We start from the raw sequence: 22,319 nt of genomic DNA, 5'->3' as shown, positions 1-22,319 counted from the left end.
CGGGTTGCACATCCGTCGCATTTCGGGATTCGTCCACCCCGGTGACCGACACGCCGGCACGCGCCGCCCGCACCCACAGGATGTGCAGGTCACGGACTGCCGGAGGTTTTGCGGGACGGTCTACTCATATGGGTCACCACGACTGGCCGTACCACCCGTTCGCTCCTCTCCGGTCGCGCCCTCCGCCGTACCTGCCTAGCGTGCGGGCAGACGATGAGAGGGGAGAGCCATGCGCCGGCAGGAGTTCACGGGGTCGGATTCCAGGAGACGCTCTCCCTGGGGCGTCCTGGCCCTTGTCATGCTCACAGGACTCGCCCTGGTGCGGAATGGCGTGGACATCGGCATGGGGCCACCGCAGCCCGCCGTGGCGGCGTCACTGGACGACGTGCGCGCCCACCAGGACTCCGTCCCCCTGCCCGGCACCGTCGAGCCGCTGCCCTATGCCCCGGCCTCACGGATCGCCATTCGGGCCCTCGGTGTGGACGCACCGATCGTCGACGTGGGTCTCGACGCCAACGGCTGGATCGAGGCCCCCTCGGCGCAGGACCCCAACCTCGCCGGCTGGTACCAGAACGGCATCGCACCCGGTCAGCAGGGCACCGCAGTGGTCGTCGGCCATGTCGACAACACGGCGGGGCCCGCCGTGTTCTACGGGCTGGGATCGATGCAGAAGGGCCAGCACGTCGAGGTGACGCGCTACGACGGCCGTGTGGCGGTCTTCGAGGTGTACGGCGTCGAGGTGTTCTCCAAGAACGATTTCCCCGGCGCCCGGGTCTACGGTGACACCGGCACACCCGAGCTGCGCGTGATCACCTGCGGCGGCGGCTACTCGCGCGGCACCGGCTATGACGGCAACGTCGTCGTCTTCGCCCGCATGGCCACCACACGCTGACACCGGCCGCCGGCATACAGCCCTCCCCGGCATCCGCCTTCCCGGCGCGGTGCTCACCACACTCACCGCACTCACCGCACTCACCGCACTCACCAGTGCATACGCCCGCCCGCGGTTCAGTTGCGGCGCACCAGGGGGAACGGCAGGGTCTCGCGGATCGTCAGCCCCGTCAGGAACATCACCAGCCGGTCCACGCCGATGCCGAGCCCTCCGGTCGGCGGCATGGCGTACTCCAGCGCGTCGAGGAAGTCCTCGTCGAGTTCCATGGCCTCGGGGTCTCCGCCCGCCGCGAGCAGCGACTGGGCGGTGAGCCGTCGCCGCTGCTCGACCGGGTCAGTCAACTCGGAGTAGGCCGTGCCCAGTTCGGCACCGAAGGCGACGAGGTCCCAGCGCTCGGCGAGGCGCGGATCACGGCGGTGCCGGCGGGTCAGCGGAGACACTTCCGTCGGGAAGTCCTTGTAAAACGTGGGCAGTTGGGTCTTCTCCTCGACCAGCCGCTCGTACATCTCCAGGACGACGTCGCCGCGGGTGTCGTCGGGACCGTGCGGCACTCCCGCGAGGTCGCAGAGGCCGCGCAGCCGCGCCTCGCCGGTGTCGGCGTCGACCTGCTCGCCGAGCGCCTCGGACACCGCTCCGTACAGGGTCTTGACGGGCCAGTTGCCGGAGATGTCGTGGACGGCGGGCGTGCCGTCGGGGCCCCTCGTGTGGGCGATGGGTGCGCCGAACACGGCGGTGGCGGCGCCCTGGATCAGTTCGCGGGCCAGATCGAGCATCACGTCGTAGTCGGCGAACGCCTGGTACGCCTCCAGCATCGTGAACTCGGGATTGTGCTTGTAGGACACGCCTTCGTTGCGGAAGGTGCGGCCCATCTCGAAGACCTTCTCCATGCCGCCCACGCACAGCCTCTTGAGGAACAGCTCCGGCGCGATCCGCAGATACAGGTCCATGTCGTAGGCGTTGATGTGCGTGGTGAACGGCCGGGCGTTGGCGCCGCCGTGGACCTGCTGGAGCATCGGGGTCTCGACCTCCAGATAGCCGCGGTCGAGCAGCCCCTGCCGCAGCGCCTGGACCGCGGCTGAGCGGGCCCTGACGACACCGCGGGCCTCGGGGCTGGTGACCAGGTCGAGATAGCGGCGGCGGACCCGCGCCTCCGGGTCCGCCAGCCCGCGGCGCTTGTCGGGCAGGGGGCGCAGGCACTTGGCGGTGAGCTGCCAGGCGTCGGCGAAGACGCTGAGCTCGCCCCGGTCACTGACGCCGATCTCGCCGGTGGCGGTGACATGGTCGCCGAGGTCGATGTCGGCGGAGAAGGAGGAGAGCGCACCGGGGCCGGAACCGTCGCGGGTCAGGGCGATCTGGAGGTCGCCGGACCAGTCGCGCAGCACGGCGAAGACGACTCCGCCGAAGTCCCGCACGGCCATGACCCGCCCGGCGACCGTGATCCGTTCGCCGGTGCGGGCTCCGGCCGGCAGGCCGGGGTGGGCGGCGCGTACGGCGGCGAGAGGGCCGGTGCGGGCGGTGACGCCGACCGGGTACGGGTCGACACCCTGCTCGCGCAGCCGCTCCAGCTTGCGGTGGCGGACGCGTACCTGCTCCGGCATCCGGCGCTCCCCCATGGGCCGTACGGTGTCGGGTCCGGCGAGTTCGAGCGCGTCGAGCGGCGGGAGGTCCCTGGTGCCCGCGACCGGCGCGGCGACGGCTCCGCGCGGCCGGCCGTCGCCCCAGCGACTGCGCAGCCTGGGCACCGAGACGAAGCCCTCGGCGATCGCGGAGGCGAGACCGATGCGGGCGAGCGCGCCGGCGTCCCCGTAGCAGAGGAAGCGCGGGTACCAGACGGGCCGGTACTTGACGTTGGAGCGGTACAGCGCCTCCAGCTGCCACCACCTGGAGAAGAACAGGAGCAGCCGGCGCCAGAGCCGGAGGACCGGACCCGCGCCGATCCTGGCGCCCTCCTCGAACACGGAGCGGAAGACGGCGAAGTTGAGGGAGATCCGGCGCACGCCGAGCTGCGGTGCCTCCGCGCACAGCCCGGCGACCATGAACTCCATGATCCCGTTGGGCGCGTGGTCGCGGTCACGGCGCATCACGTCGAGGGAGATCCCGTCGCGTCCCCAGGGCACGAAGGACAGGAGGGCGATGAGGTTCCCGTCGGCATCGAGGGCCTCGACGAGCAGGCAGTCGCCGTCCTCGGGGTCGCCGAGCCGGTCCAGGGCCATGGAGAAGCCGCGCTCGGTCTCGGTGTCGCGCCAGGCGTCGGCCCGGTCGATGATCTCCTTCATCTCCTGGGCGCCGAGGGCGGAGTGGCGGCGGATGCGGACGGCCGCCCCGAGTCTGCGGACCCGGCCGACGGCCTGCCGGGTGGCGCGCATGTCCCGGCCGTTCAGGTCGAAGCGCTCGACGTACAGGATCGCCTCGTCCCCGAGCTGGATGGCGCCGAGCCCGGAGCGGGCGTAGGCACGTGCGCCGCCCTCGGAGGCGCCCATCACGGCGGGCGCCCAGGCGTGGCGGCGGGCGACGTCGAGCCAGGTCCCGATGGCGGCGGTCCACGCCTCCGTGTCCCCGACGGGGTCCCCGCTGGCGAGGGCCACACCGGCCTCCACACGGTAGGTGACGGCGGCCCTGCCGTTGGGCGAGAACACGACGGCCTTGTCGCGGCGGGTGGCGAAGTAGCCGAGCGAGTCCTGGGAGCCGTAGGCGCCGAGCAGTGCCCTGATCCGGGTCTCCTCGTCGCCGTGCAGGCCGGCCTCCATCCGCTGGGAGCGGAACAGGGTCCGGGCGGAGTTGAGCAGCGCGAGCGCACCGAAGAGGCCGAGGAGGAAGAAGAGGGCGCGGGGCGGGGTGCCGTCGAACTGGGCGCTGGAGACGAGCCCGCCGAGCACCCGGTTGGCGGCCCACGCCAGCCGCTGTCCCTGCGGGAGGTCGTTGGGGAACAGCTCCACGAGCGCCCAGCCGACGAGGACGGCCAGCACGAGCCCGAGGACGAGCACGAGGAGGGCGTACCACAGGGCGCCGCGGCGGGTCAGGGCGTAGAACTCGCCGCGGGCGGCGAAGAGCACCCCGAGGGCGATCAGGCACAGGACGAGGCCGGGGATCCAGGACCAGTCCCGCAGCAGCGCCAGGGTGAGGACGTCGGTGAGGACGAGCAGGGTGAGATAGGCGACGACGAGCCACCACGCGGCCTTCTTGCGGGCGCCGATCGCCGCTGCCAGCAGCAGCAGGAAGACGGCGTACGCCAGGTTGGCGCTGACGGGCACGGCCACCAGGTCGAGGAACGCGGAGACCGGGCTCAGCAGTCTTCGCAGGGGGGCGATGAGCGCGATCACCGCGCAGTACACCCCGAGCAGGGCGAAGAACATCGCGAAGGCGCCGGGCACCCTGCCCGCGAGACCGCTCCGGGCGCCCGTCCCACGCTCCGCCACGCTGACGCTCATGTTCCGCACTCTAGGGAGAGCACCGCCATGCCGCCTGTCGGGCGGGGCGGCGGGGGCCCAGAACCCGGAGCCCGGGAACACGGGGACACTCCGGGCACCGGCTGGTGGCGGCCGACGGCGGGCCTTGGTCCGGTCGACCGTTCGGCGCACCACTCGCCGCTCTGTGCGACCGCTCGCCGCACACCCGAGTGTGGCGCCTGTCCCTCCGCCCGCCGATGCGTTCGTATACGCCACGAAGCACACAGCACCGGATGCCCGGAGCACCGAACTCTCGGAGCACGGCAGGATCCTGCGGGAAGGGAGCCGACGATGGCCACGGCAACGGCGACGACCGACGAGCACGCCCTGGCGGAGCTGCAGCGCGAACACGGTCCCGCCCTGCTGGGCTTTCTCGTCGGCCTGACGTACGGGGACCGGCAACGCGCGGAGGACCTGCTGCAGGAGACCCTGCTGAGGGCCTGGCAGCACCCGGAGGCGTTCGACGCGCCCTACGAGTCGATGCGGCCCTGGCTCTTCACCGTCGGCCGGCGCCTGGCGATCGATGCGCGCCGGTCGCGGCTCGCACGGCCGGCGGAGATCGCAGACGGTGTCCTGGCCGCGACGCCGGACCCCTCCGATGTGACGGACCGCGCGGTCGCCGCGGTCGACGTGCGGACCGCGGTCAGGTCGCTGAGCCCCGAGCACCGCGCCGTGCTGGTGCAGATCTACTTCCAGGGCCGCAGTGTGGCCGAGGCCGCGACGGCTCTCGGTATTCCGCAGGGCACCGTGAAGTCGCGTTCGTACCACGCGCTGCGCGCCATGGCCCGGAGCCTGCCCGGCTACAGCAGAAGACCGCTCCCCTCGGTGGCCTGAGGGATGCCCGGATGCCGTGCGCCCGGAGCGGGGCTCCGTCAGGGCTGGTGGTGCGGAGGCCGCAGGCCGGCCCGCCGTCGCCCCGGCCCGGGCGCGGACGGGTGTACGACACGGTCACCGGGTCCTGCCGGACCGGAACACCACCGGGCTCCCGCGGGCGGAAGGGCGGCTCGGCGCGGGCCTGCGCGACGGGAGCGGGACCGGACGGGAGGGGGACCGGACGGGAGGGGGACGGGAGCGGGAGGGGGACGGGAGGGGGACGGGAGCGGGACCGGACCCGGGCGGACCCGGGCGGACCCGGGCGGTTCACTTCCGTTCCGCACTCCCCTGGAACATCAGGTCTCCCTGCCGCCACGCCCCCGGCCCGACCGGATGCGAAACCACCCGCCCAAGTTGAGTAAAGACGAACCGCGACGCGTGTCTTCGGGTGGAGGCTCGTCGTCGAGACCCGTGCCCGAACATGTCCGGGGAGAAGGTGGAGTGAGTGCGTCCCGAGAGTACGAACGGCACCAGCGGAGGCGGTCTGGCGGTCCCGATGGCCTGGCTGTGCGCCGAGTTCCTGGCCGACCAGGTGCTGCGCATCGGCGGTCTGGTGGAGCCGGGTTCGCTGGAGTACAGAGCCGGCCGGGAGACACTGGCGCTGACGGTCTATCTGTCCGGCGCCGAGGACTGCCCGGCCGGAGTGCTGACGGCGTCGCGGCTGGACGAATGGCTGTCCGTCACGGCCTATGGGCACCCCTGGCAGGAGTGGGTGCGCGACCGGATGGCCGAGCGGGAGTCTCTCGACCTCCCCGGCATGGACCCGGATCTCGATCTGGCCCGCGCTTCGTGGGGCTGGCTGGAGCGGACCGAGCTACTCGCCGCCGATCTCGGGGACGACGCCGACCCGTGGCATCCGGCCCTTCCGGTGGACCCTGCCGCCTGCGAGGACACCAAGGTCTGGACGCCGGCCTGGCGGCTGGGGCTTCCGCTGGGCCATCTTGCCGTCCATCTGTACTGACCCCCCTCCGCACTGACCCGCCACGGGCGCAGAGCCGCCGCGGCCGGCGGACCGGAGGCGGCCGGGAGCGCCGCCGGTACGGCTCCCCGGCCGGGCCGAGCGGCGCCCGCTCCCCCGGTGCGGGCCTCTCCCGCGCACCGCCGGGCTCAGCTTCCGCCGGGTTGGCTGTGCACGCCCGCACGGTACTTGGGAATCCGTACAGTGATCTTCATCCCTGCTCCGACCCCTGTCTCGATGACCAGCCCGTGGTCATCGCCGTACACCTGGCGCAGCCGCTCGTCGACGTTGGACAGACCGATGCCGGAGGAGTGGTCCGCCTCCCGTGCGAGGATCCGCCGCAGTTCGGCCGGGTCCATCCCGACACCGTCGTCCTCGATGGTCACCACCGCCTCCGAGCCGGCGTCCCGGGCGGAGATGGAGACCCGGCAGACCCGTCCGGCGTCCTCCATCCCGTGCTTCACGGCGTTCTCGACGAGCGGCTGGAGGCACAGGAAGGGCAGGGCGACCGGGAGGACTTCGGGCGCGATCTGGAGCGTCACCTTCAGCCGGTCTCCGAAGCGGGCCCCGGCGAGGGCCAGATACTGCTCGATGCAGCGCAGCTCGTCGGCGAGATGGGTGAAGTCCCCGTGCCGGCGGAAGGAATAGCGGGTGAAGTCGGCGAACTCCAGCAGGAGTTCCCTCGCCCGCTCGGGGTCGGTACGGACGAAGGACGCGATGGCCGCGAGCGAGTTGAAGATGAAGTGCGGGGAGATCTGGGCCCGCAGGGCACGGATCTCGGCCTCGATGAGCCGGGTGCGGGAGCAGTCGAGCTCGGCCAGTTCGAGCTGGACGGAGACCCAGCGGGCGACCTCGGTCGCCGCTCGTACCAGAACCGCCGACTCCCCCGGACCGTAGGCGACGAGCGTGCCGAGCACGCCCTCCTCCCCCGTCAGCGGGGCGATCACCGCCCAGCGGAGCGGGCACTCCGGGTCGTCGCAACCGGTGCGGACGCTCTGGCTGCGCCCGGACTCGAGCACGTCGCCGACCCGGTGCATCACGCGCTCCCGGTGGTGGTCGGCGCCGATGCCGTCCCAGGCGAGGACGGTCACCCGGTCCGTGAGGCACAGGGCCCGGGTGCCGAGCAGCGAGCGCAGCGGGCGGGCGGCCTTGCGCGCGGTGTCCTCGGTGAGCCCGGCGCGCAGCGGGGGCGCGGCGAGCGAGGCGGTGTGCAGGGTGTGGAAGGTGGCCCGCTCGACCGGGGTGCCCGGGTCGGGTCCTGATCCGGCGGCGCGGCGTGCGGTGACGCGGCCGAGGGCGAAACCGGCGGCGAGCAGCGCCGCCGCGGCGGCGCCGAGTGCGGCCAGCGCGGTGCCGGTCATCGCCGGGCCCCTTCGCACGGGGGCCGGGCGGCCAGGTCTTCCGGCAGATGGAGACGGGTGAGGATGGCGGCGGCGCCGGGAGGTGTGTGGCGGGGTGTCACCAGCGACACCAGGATCATGGTGAGGAATCCGAGCGGCACGGACCAGACGGCCGGCCAGGCCATGAGGGTGTGCGGCCAGCCCTCGGGGGCGAGTCCCGCCCGGGTGGCCATGACGGCGGTCAGCGCGGTGCCGCCGCCGGTGACCAGTCCGGCGGCGGCGCCGGGCGGGGTGAGCCTGCGCCACCAGATGCCGAGGACGAGCAGCGGGCAGAACGAGGACGCCGAGACGGCGAAGGCCAGCCCGACGGCGTCGGCGACGGGCACGTCGGCGGCGACGAGGCTGACGGCGAGCGGCACGGCCATGGCAAGGACGGTCGCGAGCCGGAAGTGCCGTACCCCGCGCGACGGCAGGACGTCCTGGGTGAGGACTCCGGCGACGGAGATGGTGAGTCCGGACGCGGTGGACAGGAAGGCGGCGAAGGCGCCACCCGCGAGGAGCGCGCCGAGCAGATCGCCCGTGAGTCCGCCGACCATCCGTTCCGGCAGGACCAGCACGGCGGCGTCGGCGTCGCCGGTCAGGGCGAGTTCGGGGGCGTAGATCCGGCCGAGGGCCCCGTACACCGGAGGGAGCAGGTAGAAGGCGCCGATCAGTCCCAGGACGACGAGGGTGGTGCGGCGCGCCGCGCGGCCGTTGGGGCTGGTGTAGAAGCGGACGGCGACGTGCGGGAGGCCCATGGTGCCGAGGAAGGTGGCGAGGATCAGGCCGTAGGTGGCGTAGAGCTGGTAGCCGTCGCCGCCGCCCGCCAGCGGCTGGGACCAGCCGGCGGGGTCGGCCCCGGTGGACGCACGTTCGGGTATGTCCGCGCCCGGGGGGAACGTGAGGGTGGTGCCCGACTCGACGCGGTGCGTGCCCTCCTCCAGGGTGGTCTGCCGCCCCTCGTGGCGGATGCCGTCGACCGTGCCGGCCACCGCGACGGACAGCGGGGCGTCCAGGTCGATCCGTACCGTGTCGTCGACGCGGACCTCGGTGTGCTGACGCAGCACGGCGGGCGCGTCGAAGCGGGCGCGCGGGGCGTCGTCGCCGGCCCAGGCGGCGAGCAGGAACAGCGCGGGGACGAGCAGGGCCGTGAGTTTCAGCCAGTACTGGAAGGCCTGCACGAAGGTGATGGAGCGCATGCCGCCCGCGGCCACCGCGCCCGTGACGACGACGGCGACCAGGACCCCGCCGAACCAGTCGGGCGCGCCGGTGAGGATCTCCAGGGTGAGCCCCGCGCCCTGGAGCTGCGGCAGCAGGTAGAGCCAGCCGACGCCGACGACGAAGAGGCTGGCGAGGCGCCGCACCGCGGGCGACTCCAGGCGGGCCTCGGCGAAGTCGGACAGCGTGTACGCGCCCGAGCGCCGCAGCGGGGCGGCGACGAGGACGAGCAGGACGAGATAGCCCGCGGTGTAGCCGACCGGATACCAGAGCATGTCGGGCCCCTGGAGGAGCACCAGTCCCGCGATGCCGAGGAAGGAGGCGGCGGAGAGGTACTCGCCGCTGATGGCGGCGGCGTTCAGGCCGGGGTTGACGGTGCGTGAGGCGACATAGAAGTCGGAGGTCGTCCGGGAGATGCGCAGGCCCAGGGCGCCGATGAGGACGGTCGCCAGGACCACGCAGGCCACGGCCGCAACCGCGTAGGTCTGGTTCACCGGTCGTCCCCCACAGGCGCTCTCAGCGGCCCTCGACCAGCCCGGTGAAGTCCTCCTCGTTGCGCTCGGCCCGGCGGACGTACCGGCGGGCGGTCAACCACATCAGGGGGTAGACGCCGGCGCCGAGCACCGCCCACACGAACGGCGCGGAGGGGGAGAAGGAGCCGAGGACGGCCGCGGGGAGGACGAAGAGAAGCGGGAGGGTGCCGACGAGGAGGACGAGGGTGCCCAGGGCGTACAGGGCAGCGCGCAGCTGGCTGCGCATCAGGGAGCGCACATGGACGGCGCCGGCGGGGGTCTGCTCGTCGGTCTCCGGGCGCGCGGGGGCGTGGCCGGGGCGGCGGCGGGTGCCACGCGGCACTCCCGTGACGACTTCACGGCGGGGTGGCTGTGCTGCAGACGTCAAAGTCCGCTCCCGGCGTTCTCTCGGCGGCTGTTCGGGCAGGCCGCTCGCGGCGACGGGCGGCAGGCCCCGGGGGTCCCCGGAGTCTACGCAGAGGGGGTGAGGGGGGTACAGGCCGGTGGTCGGGCCCGGACTCCCCTGCCACGTGTCCGACCGGCGAGCGGTTCACCGGAGAAGGTCCGGCGGAGAGAGTCCGACGCAGCAGGATCAGGCTCGCCGTGACCGGCCGGAGCCGGGTACGGGGCCGGAACCTCCACGGGCCCTGCCACCGGGCGGCGTCCCGCCGAGTGCCAGGACCGGGGATCCGACCTGCCGCCGGCCCGGACCGACCGCCCCCGCACACCACCGGACATCCGCTGGGAGGCGGCACACGGTGGAGGGCCGCACACGGTGGAAGGCGGCACGCACCCGCCGCGGACTGGCGAACGGCGGCCGGGGGCAGGTGGAGGCCGCGTCCGGCGGGCCGAGGTCAGATCCGGCGGGAGGCGCGGCTTGGCCGGTATCGGTCCGGTCTGGGTCCACCTGGGCCGGTCCTGGCGGGCCCGGGCAGGTCTCATGCAAGCGAGCATTCCTGCCGTGTGCGGTGGGAACCCCTCAGAGACTGAGGGCCCGCCCGATGAACAGGGCCGCGAAGAACACACTGCCGACGACGATCAGCGACAGGATCACCACGGGATGCTCCCAGATCCCGCCGTCAGGACGTTCCTGGTGGGCCTCGGCGATGGACGCCTCCACGGGCGGCGTCTCCTGCGGGGGTACGCGTCGATCTGCCATCGTCCTCTCCCGTCGCTTCCCGTCGCTTCCCGTCGCTCACAACTCCGGGGGCCGCGCCCGCCCGGCTTCCCCGTGCGCGGGGCGGCCGGGTGCGGCTCGTGGGACCCCGGCCCGCCGCCGCGGAGCGGACGCGCCGGGCAAGACCCACCGCGCGGAACTCGTTCTACGGAACCCGCCACCTGAAACAGAGTCGAGTCGGGCACGGGTCCGCTATCCGCGGCAAGGCCGGTTACTTCCACTATGCGCCGATTTCCGCTGGGAGAGGGGCCGCATCGTCGGTGCGTCGATTTCCGCTCGTCGGCACGCAGCGAGCCTGGGCACGAGCGACAAGCGCCGTACCCGGGCTGCCGGCGGTGACGGGCCCGGAGGCGGCAAGGACCGGCACCGGGGACGAGGGCACCCGCGTCGGGGCGTCAGGGGTCAGGGGCGTCAAGGGTCAGGGGCGTCAGGGGTCAGGGGTCAGCGCTGGGCGTGGCGCATCAGCAGATCACGCAGTTGGCGGGCGTGCCGGCGGCTCACCGCGAGCTCGGCGGCGCCCACACGCACGGTCGTGGAGCCCCCGTCCAGGCGGAGCTCGTCGATACGCCCCAGAGCGACGAGATGGCTGCGGTGTATCCGGACGAAACCCCGGGAGGCCCACCGGTCCTCGAGCGTCGAGAGCGGAATGCGGACGAGATGGCTGCCCCCCGGCGTGTGCAGGCGCGCGTAGTCACCCTGGGCCTCGACGTAGGTGATCTCGTCGATGGGAATCAGCCGGGTCACGCCGCCGAGTTCCACCGGTATCTGCTCCGGCGCGGCGCCGGGTGCCGTGAACCCCGTGACCAGGGGACCCGCCGCCCCGGTACGGTGCGCGGCCGTCACAGCAGACGCGCCCCTTGCGCCACCGGCCGGGCCGCTGCCGGCAGCCGCGGGTGACCGCCGGGCCCCACGTGCCGCGATGGCAGGATCGCAGACCCGGCGGACGGCTTCGGCGAGGCGTTCCCTGCGCACCGGTTTGAGGACGTAGTCGACGGCCTTGAGATCGAACGCCTGCACGGCGAAACCTTCGTGGGCCGTGACGAACACGATCAGCGGCGGCCGGGTGAACTCGGAGAGCAGTCGGGCCATGTCGAGCCCCGTGAGCCCTGCCATGTGGATGTCGAGGAAGACGACGTCGATGCCGCCCTCACCGTCCGGGCCGGCGCCCAGCGCCCGGCTGATGCGGCGCAGCGCCTCGGTGGCGTCGTTGGCACCGTCCGCGCTGCGCACCCGCGGGTCGGAGCGCAGCAGGTAGAGCAGTTCCCCGAGCGCCGGCTTCTCGTCGTCGACCGCAAGTACGCGCAGCATGCCGCGGATTCTAGGCACCGGAAGCGGGCGCTGCCACGGCCACGGGCCGGCGCGGACGCGAGCACCGGCAGGCGCGGACGCGAGCACCGCTGCGCTCCGCGGGTATCGGCGCCCCGGCACCCCCCACCAGCACCAGCACCAGCACCGACGGGCGACGGGCGACGGGCGACGGGCGACGGGCGACGGGCGACGGGCGACGGGCGGCGGGCGGCGGGCGAACCATCCGGCGCGGCGGCCTCTTCACCCCCGCGCCGGGGGCCCGGAGCGGCCGGCGCCAGGTCTACCGGGTCCGGCCGCCACCGCCGCACCGGCAGGTCCCGCCGGATCTCCCGGTTCCGCCGAACCAGCCCAATCCGCCGAGTCCGCCGAGTCCGCCGAACCAGCCCGCCCCGCCTGATCCGCCGGTCCGGGCTATTCCGCCGTCAAGACCGTCCTCCTCGGCGCACGCCGTCCGCAGCGCCTGTGCGTCGGCCATGCCGAGATACACGGCGCGGCACCGGCCGCAGTGGGTGAGGTGCCCGGCTACCCGGGCCTCCTCCTGGGGGACGAGCGCACCGAGCACATACGCGCCGAGCAGCGGCTCCACATGAGGGCTGCCCGAACGGCGCCCGGTCATACGGACGCCCGAGTTTCCACAGTTCACACACCTATTCTGCCGGTCTTCTCCACAACTCCGGTCCGCGGTCGCACCGTTGTACACCCCGTCGCACTTTCCCGTCCCGCCGCTGAGCACGGCACGGCTCGGCTGCGTACTCCAGGACGACACCCACGGTGCGTACGACCCGTATGGACCGTTCGTAGCCGCCGAGCCGGAGGATTGGTCCATGAACCTGCGGGAGCAGCACCGGGCCGTGGCCGCCTACGCACTGGGCGTCCTCGACCCCTCGGACGCCTTCCGCTTCGAGGAGCATCTCGCGGAATGCGGTCTCTGCGCCCTTCAGCTGTCCGACATGGCTCCGCTCGCGTCCGCGCTGGGTGCTCTTGCCGGGCCCGGCCGCGCCGACGAACCACCCTCCCCGCGGATACTGGAGCTCCTTCTCCACGAGGTCGCGACGCTGCGCCGTCGGGGTTCGCGGCGGCGGCTGCGGCTGGTGGCCGCGGCTGCCGCGCTGGTCGTTGCGCTGCCCGCGGTGGCGGTGGGCCTGTTCCCGGGAAGGGAAGGAGCGGTGACGGGCGGCCCCGACGAGCGGATCGCGGCCACGGACGGCGCCACCGGCGTATACGGCGCGGTTGATCTGCGTTCCAGGGGGTGGGGCACCGCCGTGGCCCTGCGCATGGCGAAGCTGCCGGGCCCGAAGACCTGCCGGCTGGTAGCGGTGGCCAGGGACGGCAGGGAGTACGCCGTCACCAGCTGGTCGGTGCCCGTCGGCGGGTACGGGACGGGTGCCACGGGTGCGGAGGACGAGCTGGACATGGAGGTGGGCACGGTCCTGCGGCGGGAGGAGATAGGCCGCTTCGAGGTCCGCACCGAGAGCGGCGAGCACCTCGTCTCGCTCGACCGCCCGTCGGCGGCGACCGTGGCTACCACGACGGCGACGATATCGACCGTGGCGACCGTGGCGACGGTGGCGGTGACGGTGGCGGTGGCGGACGGGAGCGCAGCGCGCCCCCGCGCCGTCACCTGAGCAACCGCGACAGCCTCCGGTCGGCGAGCGGCTTGCCACCGGTCTGGCATGTGGGGCAGTACTGCAGGGACGAGTCGTGGAACGACACCTCGCGGATGGTGTCGCCGCAGACCGGGCACGGCTCGCCGGTGCGGCCGTGCACCCTCAGCCCGCTCCTCTTCTCGGCCTTCAGCCGGCCGGCGGCCAGTCCCCGCGAGCGCTCGACGGCGTCCTCGAGGGTCGTGCGCGTCGCCTCGTACAGCCCGGTGATCTCCTCGGCTCCCAGCTTGGACGTGAGCCTGTACGGGGACATCCGCGCGGCGTGCAGGATCTCGTCGCTGTAGGCGTTGCCGATGCCCGCGATGAGGCCCTGGTCGCGCAGCGCGCCCTTGATCTGCCGGCGTTCCCCGGCAAGGAGGGCGGCGAAGGAGTCGCGGTCGAAGTCGTCGGCGAGCGGGTCGGGACCCAGCCGGGCGACGCCGGGCACTTCGGACGGGTCGCGCACGAGGTGGACGGCGAGCCGTTTCGCCGTACCGGCCTCGGTCAGGTCGAAGCCGTCCCCGCCGGTGAGGGCGGCGCGCAGCGCCAGCGGCCCTTTGCCGGGGCGGGGCACTCCGGACGGCAGCACGTCCCTCCACTGGAGCCAGCCGGCCCGCGCCAGATGGAAGACGAGGTGCAGTCCGCCGCCGGTGCCGATGTCCAGGAACTTGCCGTGCCGCCGCACACGGACCACCTCGCTGCCGTCGAGGGCGCCGAGCGGGGGGTCGTACGTCTTGAGCACGCTGACGGCCACGGGCATCACCCGGGCGATCTCCTTGCCGACCAGGTGCGCACTCAGGAAGTCCTTGAGCGCTTCCACCTCGGGCAGTTCCGGCATGGTTCCAGCCTGCCGCACCGGAGCAGCCGGCGCAGGCCCATCACCGATTGCCGGACCTCGCGCCGACCGGGCACCGGTCCACCGGGCCTGGGCGGCGCGGGCAGGGTCAGCCGGGCCGGACCGGGAGGAATCCGCGGGCCGGACCGGGACGGCCGGGATCCGCGGGCCGGACCGGGGGGCGGAGTCCCGCATGACCGGAACGCCAGGCGCACGGGCGCGCCGCCGTCCCGCTCTGCGGACGGACGGAGCTACTGCGGCCAGGCGCCCCGGCGAACCAGCTCCCGGAGCCCGGCCAGCTCCTCCTCGACCGCTCGGGCCAGCCGGTCCACGTCGGGCAGGGCCTTGCCGTCGGCGACGAGTCCGAAGTGCACCCGGCCTCCGTAGGTCGACATCGCCACGGCGAGGGACTGGCCGCGGGCCAGAGGCGCCATCGGGTAGATCTCCCGCAGCGGGCAGCCGCCGAGCGACAGCGCGGAGCGGGGCAGCGGCACACTGGTCGCGAGCAGGTCGAACAGCATCCGGGCGGCGCTTCCGGCGAGGGGGGCGCCGAACCGGTGGGCTAGCGGGGGGAGTTGGTCGGCGAGCACGGCCACTGCACCGGCGCCGCGCAGTGGCCCCGCCGACTTGTTGCGGTCCATGCCGGCGCGGACCGCGTACAGCCGGGCCCAGGGGTCGGGTTCGGTGACGGGAAGGTCCAGCAGATAGGCGGACAGCTTGTTCCCGGAGCCCGCCGGGCTGCCGGGGCGGCGCCTCGACACCGGGACGAGGGCGCGGGGGTCCGTGGGCGGCAGGGTGTCGCCCCGCCCGGTCATCCAGCGGCGCAGTGCCCCGGCGACGGTGGCGAGGAGGACGTCGTTCGCGGTACCGCCCGCGACTCTGCGGACCTCGTGGACGGCGTCGAGTCCGAGCACCGAGGTGGCCAGCCTGCGGGTGCCGCTGGAGCTGGCGCTCAGCGCGGCGGTGCCGCGCGGGTCGAGCCGGCCGGCCCGGGCGAGCGAGGCACCCACGAGGGACGCGCCGACGCCGAAGGCCCGGCCCAGCTCCTCGATGCGGCCGCGGGCCAGCCCGGCGACCTGCCAGGGGCCGGGCGGCCGGGAACGCGGCGGTAGGGCGGACGGGCTCCGGCCGTATCTGCGGGCGCGTTCGGCGAGCGGCCCGGCGATCTCGTCGAAGATCCCGGCCCCGATGGCGACGGCCCGCATGCCGTCGGCGAGGGCGTGGTGCAGCTTCACCAGGACGGCGAAGGGATCTCCCGAGCCGCCGGTGAGCAGGTACATCTCCCAGGGCGGCAGCCCGCGTTCGAGTGGACGCTCCATCAGCTCTCCGGCGAGGGTGGCCGCGGACGCCGCGAAATCGCCTGCCGGCAGCCTGACACGGCGCAGATGGCGCCGTACGTCGAAGTCGTGGTCCGCCGTCCAGGCGGCGCCGCCCACGGGCAGCAGCACATCGCGGACGCGCATGCGCAGCCGGGGGATCGCGGAGGCTCGGGTGGCCAGCAGGGCGAGGATCTCCTCGCTGCGGGGCGTACTCGCACCGAGAACGGCGGTACCGGTCGCACGCGCACCGGACACGCTCTCGCCGTACGCGCCGCTCGCGCCGAGAGAGGCGGCGCCCGGTGCGCTCGCACCGGTGTCCCCTGGCTCGGGCGGGGCGAAGTAGGCGAGCGCGCCGAGGTGCATCGGGTGGTCGGGGGATTCGAGGTGCCAGAAGGCCAGATCCAGGGGTGCCAGCAGCTTGGTACGCAAAGGGGTCCTCATGTCCTAGGAGGCCGGAACACAGGAATCAGCAGTCAATCGCTTACGGTCGGTTATGGTCAAGGACAATCAGGTTACATACGGTTACCCTTAAGTAGTCCTCAGCCGGCCGACCGGTCCGGGACGGTGAACTCGCACCACACGCACTTGCCGGTGCCGCGCGACTCCACGCCCCAGACATCCGCCAGCCGGTCCACCAGCATCAGCCCCCGGCCGGATACCCCGGCCTCCCCGGCCTCGCGCCGCCTGGGCAGGGCACTGGAGGAGTCCTCCACCTCGGCCCGCAGCCGTCGCTCGGTGCCCGTCAGCACGCGCACGGTCACGATCGCCCCGCCGTCGGTGTGCATCAGGGCATTGGTGATCAGCTCGTCCGCGGCCAGTTCGATCTCGTCGGACCGGTCCACGGCACCCCAGGCCCGTACGGCGGCCCGGATCATATGCCGTGCGGAGCTGAGCGCCTCGGGGTCGTTCTGGGCGACGTGCTGCTGCAACCGCCCCCCGGCGTGCGGGGTGCAGGCGCCGCGGCGCTGGAGGAGCAGCAGGGCGACATCGTCGTCACCGCCCCGCTCGCCGACCTCCTCGCAGAGCCGGTCGGCGAGCAGCCGGAGGTTCCTGGGGCCGCCCCGGATCATTGCGGTGAGCTGCCGCATGCCGTCGTCGAGGTCCGCGCCCGGCTGCTCGATGAGCCCGTCCGTGTAGAGCAGCAGGCTCTGCCCGGGGTCGAGTTCCACGGTGGCGACGGGGTACTCGAGCCGGCCGAACTCGGCGGACAGGCCCAGCGGCAGCCCGCCCTCCACCGAGATGCGGCGGCCCTCGCCACCGGAGTCGAGGAGCATCGGGTCGATATGGCCCGCGCGGACCAGCTGCACCACTCCGGTGGTGAGGTCGGCCTCCGCGTAGATGCAGGTCGCGAAGCGGTCGGTGTCCAGTTCGTGGAGGAAGACCGAGGCACGCGCCATCACGGTCGCCGGGGTGTGGCCTTCGGCCGCGTACGCGCGCAGCACGATGCGCAACTGGCCCATGACGGCGGCGGCATGGATGTCATGGCCCTGGACGTCGCCGATGACCGCCCCGACCCGGCCGCCGGGCAGCGGGATGACGTCGTACCAGTCGCCGCCGATGTCGCGGCCGAGGCGGGCGGAGCGGTAGCGCACCTCGATCCGGGCCCCGGGGACGTCCGGGATCCGGCGGGGCAGCATGGCCTGCTGGAGCCCCTCGGCGAGGTCGTGCTCCTGCTCGAAGAGCATGGCCCGCTGCAGGCTCTGCGCGATGCTGCTGCTCAGCGCCACGAGCAGATTCCGCTCCTCGGTGGTGAACCCGCTCTTCTCCCGGTACAGCAGACCGAGCGCGCCGATCGGCCGCGCCTGGGCGATGAGCGGCATATAGGCGGCCGACGTGATGCCGAGTCCGCTGATGTGCGGCCAGAGCCGCGGGTACGAGCCGGCGAAGTCCTCCCTGGACTCGATGAACCGGGGCGCCAGGGTGCGGATGACCTCGCTCATGGGGTACTGCTCGTCGATCCGGGTGAAGCGCGTACCCGGCACGAAGGAGCCTTCCTGGCCCTCCGCGACGAGGTGGATCCGGCCGGCCTCCAGCAGCCCCATCACCAGGCTGGTGGCGCCGAGGTGTTCCAGCCCGCCCGAGTCCCTGAGCACGTCGATGACGTCGTCCACGGTCCTGGCGTGGGCGAGGGCGGCCGTGGTGCTCTCCACGACGCTGGTCTGGCGGCGGCGTTCGGCGTCGAGTTCGACCAGGGCGGAGGACTCCGCCAGCTCCCGGGTGGCGTCGCGGACGATGCCGATGACGCGGTGCGGCCGTCCGCCGGCACCGCGGAGCACCACCCCCTGCGTGTGCGTCCAGCGCAGCGTGCCGTCGCGGCAGCGGATGCGGAAGTACGCACCGTAGTGGGAGCTGCCGTTCCTCAGCGCCCGCGCGATCAGCTCGTCCAGCCGTGCGGCCTCGCCGCGCGGGAAGCGCAGGGCGAGGGTGCCGGGACGGCCGTCGTACTGGTCGGCGGGCGTGTCGAGCACGTCGAGAGCGGGCTGATCCAGGTGCATCAGCCCGCTGTCGAGGTCCCAGTCGAAGCTGCCCATACGGTTGAGGGCCAGGCTCAGTTCCGGGTTGGCGGGCCAGTCGTCGGGAAGTGACAGGGCCCCCGCTGCCCGATCAACCATGGTGACACTCTGCCATTGTTTGTCCGATTTATCGAGCGAGCGGGGGCCTGCCTCAGCCCGGGATGCTCCCGGCACCGCCGGCGGCGGGCAGCCCGGCGCCGGTCCCCCTGTCGGCACCGGCACCGGCCCCGGTGCCGGTCCCGGTGCCGGTGCCGTCCGGCAGGGGCGCGTCCGGCAGGATGACGTCGGAAGCGCCCTCGGGGTTGCCGCCGCCGGTGCCTCCCCCGCCCTGCCCCGTGCCGCCGCCGGAGTCAGGCGAGATCAGGATGTCGCTGTCGCTCCGGCCGGCGCCCTGCCGGTCGAACCCGCCCGGGATTCCCGCGGCCGGTCCGCCGGTGCCCTGGCCGGCCCCGTCGGGCAGTGGCGCGTCCGGCAGGATGGGCGGCGGACCGTCGGGGACAGGGGCCGGCGAGCTGGGGGCGCTGGGGCGGACCCCCTCAGGAGAGGCCGGCTGAGGGGCCGGCGCGTCGGGGCTCGGCGGCGGCGGCTCGCTGGGCGAACCGGGCGCGGTCGGCAGCGGCACCTGGGGCGCGTCGACGACATGGAGGCCCGGGTCGTACGCGGGCGGCACCTGCGGGTTCCGGTCCGCCTCGCCGTCCGATCCGCTTCTGCGCTCCATCCATGTACCGGCGGCCATGTCGACCAGCACCAGGTTGTCGATCACATGCGCCGTCCTGGTGATCACGACCACGCGGTCGCGGTCGTACCCCGGCCAGGGCTTGCCCTGCTCGTTCACGGGCCCGGCGGTCACCACGGGCGAGGCGAGAGGACCGCCGGAGGCGCAGCGGACCCGCGGCGAGCCGTGCTCGTCCACCAGCACGGCGGTTCCGGCCTGCAGGACCGCCTGGCGGCGCTGGGCGGTCCCGTCGCGGTAGCCGTGGCCGGTGACCCGCGCGTCGGCGCGCAGCACCACGGGGGTCAGGCCCCGCAGGAACCCCGGCATATCGTGCCGGCCGACCCCGACGCCCTCGGTGAACGCCTGCGCCTTGCCCTGGTCGGCGGCCAGGAGGCGGATCTGCTGCTCCACGTCGCAGCTGGCGACGGCCCGGGTGCCGCCGTACAGCCCGGGCGCGGATCCCAGCACGGTCCGGATGGACCGTACGGCCGGGTCCTTCCCCCCGGAGGCCGGGGCGGAGGCCCGCGGCGCCGGAAGCTGCCGGGACACCGCCGTCGCGGTGGCCGTGGAGGGGGTGAACGGATCGGGGCCCGGCTCCGCGGACGCCAGCAGACGCACCTCCTGCGAGGGGGTCGATCCCGACTGCCCCTGATCCGTCAGACTGCCGCAGCCGGTGGCCAGCAGCGCGGCCGACAGGCCGGCCGACAACGCGGCCAGCCCGGCGTGCCGGCGATACATCGGTGAGCGCACGAACATGCCCCGCCATCTCCCGCCTGGTGTGAGGGTGTACCCGGAGTGATCACTCCCCGTCTTGCCCCATGCCTCCCGGTACCGCGACTTGAACGCGTTCAAAATCTATGCGTACCCCACCCGAAGAACTGAGCACGTTCAAGCGATCCCTCCGGTCGGGATCCGCCGGGATGCGGCCCGGAGACACCGGCCCCGACCGTGCCGCACCTGCCCTTCACGGGCTTCGCCGCGGCGCTGGTCACGGGCCCGCTCTGCGGTGCGGCGGGGGGCTCCACCGGCCGGTTCGCGGCACTCGGCATGCCGGCGGGCACGCTGCGGGTGTTCGCCCGCTGCTTCAGGCGCGACCGGATCCACCTCGCCGGGGCAGTGCCGCCGACCGCGGGGATGCAGGCCGCCGCCCTGCGGACCTGACCAGGCACGATGTCCGCCGCAGCAGCGCCGAACGGCTGATTCGCGGACTTCCGGGCGCCTCGGCGGCCGTTCCGGTGGCGGCCCTGCTCCCGTGATGCTCTCTGCGGCTCCGCAATGGGGCTGCCGGCCTCCCGGCCCGGTACGACCGCGTCCCCCTGCGGCTTTGGAGTGGCTTGGGGGTGGCTTTGGGGCAGGGGCAGTGTCCACGTCGCCGGTGCAGACGGAGACCGGCGGCCTGAATGCGCGGTTCCGGTCGAACGTCAACCCATACGGGGTCTTCCGGCTCGACACGGCCAAGCGGCTCCGCCCGGGGCCCGTAGCGGATCCCTGCCCCTGGCAGTCCAGTGCAGCCGACACGGCACGCGCGAGGCATTGAGCACCATGAGCGTCAGACGGCCTTTCGGGGGTGGGCGGCGTGGAGGCGTTCCCCGAGGCCGACCAGGTGTGTGTGCAGGACTCCCTCGGCTTCCTCTGCGGTCAGGTGGCCGATGAGCACGTGGCTGGTGAGGCCGTCGGCGAGGGCGAGCAGGGTGCGAGCCTCGACCTGCGGGGTGGGTGGTGCTGCGCCTTCGTCGGCCGGGCCGTTCTCGGTGGCCTCCGCGATGAGGCGGGCGAGGAGGTTCTGGAGGGCCGCGTAGCTGTTTCTCAGCGGGCGGGCGAGTGGCTCGGTGACTGCGGCCTGGGCGACGAATGCAAGCCAGATCCGTGCTTCGGCGCGGTGTTCTTCGCGGAGCAAGGCGATCTCGTCGGCTGCGTGGCCCAAGGCGGTGGCCGCTGACCGGGCCTGGGTTGCGGCCAGGCGCGCCCCCACGCGTTCGGTGGCGCAGCGGAGGTACGCGCGACGGCCCGGTGCCGGGCTGCGGCGCCTCGCGGCCCGGGCTGACACTGGGGGTACGGGAGGTCGGCGATGGAGTGGTTCTCGGCACCCGACTACTGGCTGAGCAGACTCGTCTTCCAGCGGGCGCTCGCCGCGCTGTACCTGGTGGCCTTCGTGGGGACGGCCCTCCAGTTCCGCGCCCTGATCGGCGAGCGCGGCATGCTTCCGGTGCCCGGGTACCTGCGCCGCACTCCGATGCGGCGGGCTCCGAGCATCTTCCAACTGCACTACTCGGACCGGTTCTTCGCCGGCTGCGCCTGGACGGGGGCGGCGCTCTCGGCCGCGCTGCTCGGGGGCGCGGCCGACCGCCTGCCGCTGTGGACGGCGATGCTGTGCTGGGCCCTGCTGTGGGCGCTGTACCTCTCGATCGTCAACGTCGGGCAGACCTGGTACGCCTTCGGCTGGGAGTCGCTGCTCCTGGAGGCCGGATTCCTGGCGGTCTTCCTCGGCAACGAGCGGGTCGCGCCTCCGGTGCTGGTGCTGTGGCTGCTGCGCTGGCTGCTGTTCCGGGTGGAGTTCGGCGCCGGCCTCATCAAGATCCGCGGTGACGCGTGCTGGCGCCGCCTGACGTGCCTGTACCACCACCATGAGACCCAGCCGATGCCGGGGCCCCTCAGCTGGTACTTCCACCGCCTGCCGAAACCACTCCACCGGGTCGAGGCCGCCGCCAACCATGTGACCCAACTGCTTGTGCCGGTACTGCTGTTCACGCCTCAGCCGCTCGCCTCAGCGGCGGCGGGGCTGATCGTCGCCACGCAGCTGTGGCTGGTCCTGTCCGGGAACTTCGCCTGGCTCAACTGGCTCACGATCGCGCTCGCGCTCCCGGTGCTCGACCTCTCCGCGCTCGCCGCTCCGCCTGCCCCGCTGCCGGCCCCGCCGCTGTGGTACACGGTCCTGGTGTGCGCGGCGACCGCCCTCGTCCTCGCCCTGAGCTACCACCCGGTGCGCAACTTGCTCTCCCGGCGGCAGGCGATGAACCGGTCGTTCGACCCGCTCCACCTGGTCAACACATACGGCGCGTTCGGCACCGTGGGGAGGGTCCGCTGCGAAGTCGTGGTGGAGGGGACGGACGAGCGGGTGCCGGGCCCCGGCACCGAGTGGCGGGAGTACGGGTTCAAGGGGAAGCCGGGGGACGTCCGCAGGCTCCCGCGGCAGTACGCCCCGTACCATCTGCGGCTGGACTGGCTGATGTGGTTCGCGGCGCTCTCCCCGGCGTACGCCCGCCCCTGGTTCGGCGGCTTCGTGCAGCGGCTGCTGGAGAACGACCGGGACACCCTGCGGCTGCTGCGGAGCAATCCGTTCCCGGACGCACCGCCCGTGTACGTCCGGGCCGTGCTGTACCACTACACGTTCACGGACCGGCGGCAGCGGCGCTCGACCGGCGCATGGTGGCAGCGGCGCCTCGTACGCGAGTATCTGCCGCCCACCGGGCCGGCGCCCCGGGGGCGCGCGGGCGGGGCAGGCTCCTGACGCGCCCGGCCGCCCGGGGCGGG

The 22,319-nt window shown here is 73.4% G+C and carries 17 protein-coding genes and 1 pseudogene; 6 read left to right on the top strand and 12 right to left on the bottom strand.

The annotated features are described in order from the left end of the window. Nucleotides 1–229: 229 nt before the first annotated feature. The gene (locus tag SCWH03_RS20125) at nucleotides 230–892 is read left to right on the top strand and encodes a class F sortase (RefSeq protein WP_173265685.1); all 663 of its coding nucleotides are present in this window, start codon (nucleotides 230–232) and stop codon (nucleotides 890–892) included. Nucleotides 893–1,008: 116 nt separating this feature from the next. Here SCWH03_RS20125 and lysX read toward each other — a convergent pair whose 3' ends face one another. Next, on the bottom strand, nucleotides 1,009–4,320 hold the full coding sequence (gene lysX / locus SCWH03_RS20120; RefSeq protein ID WP_173265684.1) for a bifunctional lysylphosphatidylglycerol synthetase/lysine--tRNA ligase LysX: 3,312 nt from the start codon (nucleotides 4,318–4,320) through the stop codon (nucleotides 1,009–1,011). Nucleotides 4,321–4,629: 309 nt separating this feature from the next. Here lysX and SCWH03_RS20115 point away from each other — a divergent pair, with 309 nt between their 5' ends. Both SCWH03_RS20115 and SCWH03_RS20110 read left to right on the top strand, forming a co-directional pair. Further along, entirely contained in the window at nucleotides 4,630–5,172 is a 543-nt protein-coding gene (locus SCWH03_RS20115; RefSeq protein WP_173265683.1) for a sigma-70 family RNA polymerase sigma factor, read from the top strand. Between the two features lie 484 nt (nucleotides 5,173–5,656). Further along, the gene (locus SCWH03_RS20110) at nucleotides 5,657–6,172 is read left to right on the top strand and encodes a hypothetical protein (protein WP_173265682.1); all 516 of its coding nucleotides are present in this window, start codon (nucleotides 5,657–5,659) and stop codon (nucleotides 6,170–6,172) included. A gap of 146 nt (nucleotides 6,173–6,318) precedes the next feature. Here the strand turns inward: SCWH03_RS20110 and SCWH03_RS20105 are convergent, their stop codons facing one another. From SCWH03_RS20105 to SCWH03_RS29240, 6 genes are all read right to left on the bottom strand, one after another. Then, nucleotides 6,319–7,530, bottom strand: coding sequence for a histidine kinase (locus SCWH03_RS20105; RefSeq protein ID WP_173265681.1), 1,212 nt, complete (start codon nucleotides 7,528–7,530; stop codon nucleotides 6,319–6,321). Continuing rightward, a complete protein-coding gene (locus tag SCWH03_RS20100; protein ID WP_173265680.1) occupies nucleotides 7,527–9,260 on the bottom strand; it encodes a sodium/solute symporter in 1,734 nt (577 codons plus the stop codon). The genes SCWH03_RS20105 and SCWH03_RS20100 overlap by 4 nt, the downstream gene beginning before the upstream one ends. A gap of 22 nt (nucleotides 9,261–9,282) precedes the next feature. Continuing rightward, complete coding sequence (locus SCWH03_RS20095) at nucleotides 9,283–9,621, bottom strand: hypothetical protein (RefSeq protein ID WP_173265753.1); 339 nt, start codon at nucleotides 9,619–9,621, stop codon at nucleotides 9,283–9,285. Between the two features lie 636 nt (nucleotides 9,622–10,257). Further along, complete coding sequence (locus SCWH03_RS20090) at nucleotides 10,258–10,437, bottom strand: DUF6480 family protein (protein ID WP_173265679.1); 180 nt, start codon at nucleotides 10,435–10,437, stop codon at nucleotides 10,258–10,260. Between the two features lie 459 nt (nucleotides 10,438–10,896). Beyond that, complete coding sequence (locus SCWH03_RS20085; protein WP_173265678.1) at nucleotides 10,897–11,763, bottom strand: LytR/AlgR family response regulator transcription factor; 867 nt, start codon at nucleotides 11,761–11,763, stop codon at nucleotides 10,897–10,899. Between the two features lie 280 nt (nucleotides 11,764–12,043). Continuing rightward, nucleotides 12,044–12,406 (bottom strand): anti-sigma factor family protein, encoded by a 363-nt coding sequence (locus tag SCWH03_RS29240; RefSeq protein ID WP_254076889.1) that lies wholly within the window; start codon nucleotides 12,404–12,406, stop codon nucleotides 12,044–12,046. A 49-nt stretch (nucleotides 12,407–12,455) separates the two neighbouring features. Here SCWH03_RS29240 and SCWH03_RS20075 point away from each other — a divergent pair, with 49 nt between their 5' ends. Next, the gene (locus SCWH03_RS20075) at nucleotides 12,456–13,388 is read left to right on the top strand and encodes an anti-sigma factor family protein (protein WP_254076888.1); all 933 of its coding nucleotides are present in this window, start codon (nucleotides 12,456–12,458) and stop codon (nucleotides 13,386–13,388) included. Here the strand turns inward: SCWH03_RS20075 and SCWH03_RS20070 are convergent. The 4 genes from SCWH03_RS20070 to SCWH03_RS20055 all read right to left on the bottom strand — a co-directional run bounded on the left by SCWH03_RS20070 (nucleotide 13,381) and on the right by SCWH03_RS20055 (nucleotide 19,544). Continuing rightward, nucleotides 13,381–14,244, bottom strand: coding sequence for an Fpg/Nei family DNA glycosylase (locus SCWH03_RS20070; RefSeq protein WP_173265677.1), 864 nt, complete (start codon nucleotides 14,242–14,244; stop codon nucleotides 13,381–13,383). The two genes, SCWH03_RS20075 and SCWH03_RS20070, sit on opposite strands and share 8 nt — an antisense overlap. A gap of 248 nt (nucleotides 14,245–14,492) precedes the next feature. Next, nucleotides 14,493–15,989: a wax ester/triacylglycerol synthase family O-acyltransferase gene (locus tag SCWH03_RS20065; protein ID WP_173265676.1), complete on the bottom strand. Its 1,497-nt coding sequence runs from the start codon at nucleotides 15,987–15,989 to the stop codon at nucleotides 14,493–14,495. A gap of 110 nt (nucleotides 15,990–16,099) precedes the next feature. Then, nucleotides 16,100–18,172 carry a SpoIIE family protein phosphatase gene (locus SCWH03_RS20060; RefSeq protein WP_173265675.1) on the bottom strand — a complete coding sequence of 691 codons (2,073 nt, stop codon included), beginning with the start codon at nucleotides 18,170–18,172 and terminating at the stop codon, nucleotides 16,100–16,102. Nucleotides 18,173–18,224: 52 nt separating this feature from the next. After that, on the bottom strand, nucleotides 18,225–19,544 hold the full coding sequence (locus SCWH03_RS20055) for a DUF6777 domain-containing protein (protein ID WP_173265674.1): 1,320 nt from the start codon (nucleotides 19,542–19,544) through the stop codon (nucleotides 18,225–18,227). A 192-nt stretch (nucleotides 19,545–19,736) separates the two neighbouring features. Between SCWH03_RS20055 and SCWH03_RS20050 the strand changes: the two genes are divergently transcribed. Then, nucleotides 19,737–19,949 (top strand): YndJ family transporter, encoded by a 213-nt coding sequence (locus SCWH03_RS20050; protein ID WP_173265673.1) that lies wholly within the window; start codon nucleotides 19,737–19,739, stop codon nucleotides 19,947–19,949. Nucleotides 19,950–20,337: 388 nt separating this feature from the next. Here SCWH03_RS20050 and SCWH03_RS20045 read toward each other — a convergent pair. Continuing rightward, nucleotides 20,338–20,769 (bottom strand): annotated as a pseudogene (locus SCWH03_RS20045) (TetR family transcriptional regulator C-terminal domain-containing protein); the annotation flags it as partial. A gap of 87 nt (nucleotides 20,770–20,856) precedes the next feature. Between SCWH03_RS20045 and SCWH03_RS20040 the strand changes: the two are divergent. Further along, nucleotides 20,857–22,296: a lipase maturation factor family protein gene (locus SCWH03_RS20040; RefSeq protein WP_173265672.1), complete on the top strand. Its 1,440-nt coding sequence runs from the start codon at nucleotides 20,857–20,859 to the stop codon at nucleotides 22,294–22,296. The last annotated feature ends 23 nt before the right edge of the window (nucleotides 22,297–22,319 follow it).

This window comes from Streptomyces pacificus (assembly GCF_011766325.1).
Classification (GTDB): Bacteria; Actinomycetota; Actinomycetes; order Streptomycetales; family Streptomycetaceae; genus Streptomyces; species Streptomyces pacificus.
Note: the sequence above shows the minus strand (reverse complement) of the source record. Positions and strands in the feature narration are given on the sequence as shown.

Coding starts and splice junctions, on each gene's coding strand:
- SCWH03_RS20125 (WP_173265685.1), top strand. CDS start 230: ATGCGCCGGCAGGAGTTCACGGGGTCGGATTCCAGGAGACGCTCTCCC.
- lysX (WP_173265684.1), bottom strand. CDS start 4,320: ATGAGCGTCAGCGTGGCGGAGCGTGGGACGGGCGCCCGGAGCGGTCTC.
- SCWH03_RS20115 (WP_173265683.1), top strand. CDS start 4,630: ATGGCCACGGCAACGGCGACGACCGACGAGCACGCCCTGGCGGAGCTG.
- SCWH03_RS20105 (WP_173265681.1), bottom strand. CDS start 7,530: ATGACCGGCACCGCGCTGGCCGCACTCGGCGCCGCCGCGGCGGCGCTG.
- SCWH03_RS20090 (WP_173265679.1), bottom strand. CDS start 10,437: ATGGCAGATCGACGCGTACCCCCGCAGGAGACGCCGCCCGTGGAGGCG.
- SCWH03_RS20085 (WP_173265678.1), bottom strand. CDS start 11,763: ATGCTGCGCGTACTTGCGGTCGACGACGAGAAGCCGGCGCTCGGGGAA.
- SCWH03_RS20070 (WP_173265677.1), bottom strand. CDS start 14,244: ATGCCGGAACTGCCCGAGGTGGAAGCGCTCAAGGACTTCCTGAGTGCG.
- SCWH03_RS20060 (WP_173265675.1), bottom strand. CDS start 18,172: ATGGTTGATCGGGCAGCGGGGGCCCTGTCACTTCCCGACGACTGGCCC.
- SCWH03_RS20055 (WP_173265674.1), bottom strand. CDS start 19,544: ATGTTCGTGCGCTCACCGATGTATCGCCGGCACGCCGGGCTGGCCGCG.
- SCWH03_RS20040 (WP_173265672.1), top strand. CDS start 20,857: ATGGAGTGGTTCTCGGCACCCGACTACTGGCTGAGCAGACTCGTCTTC.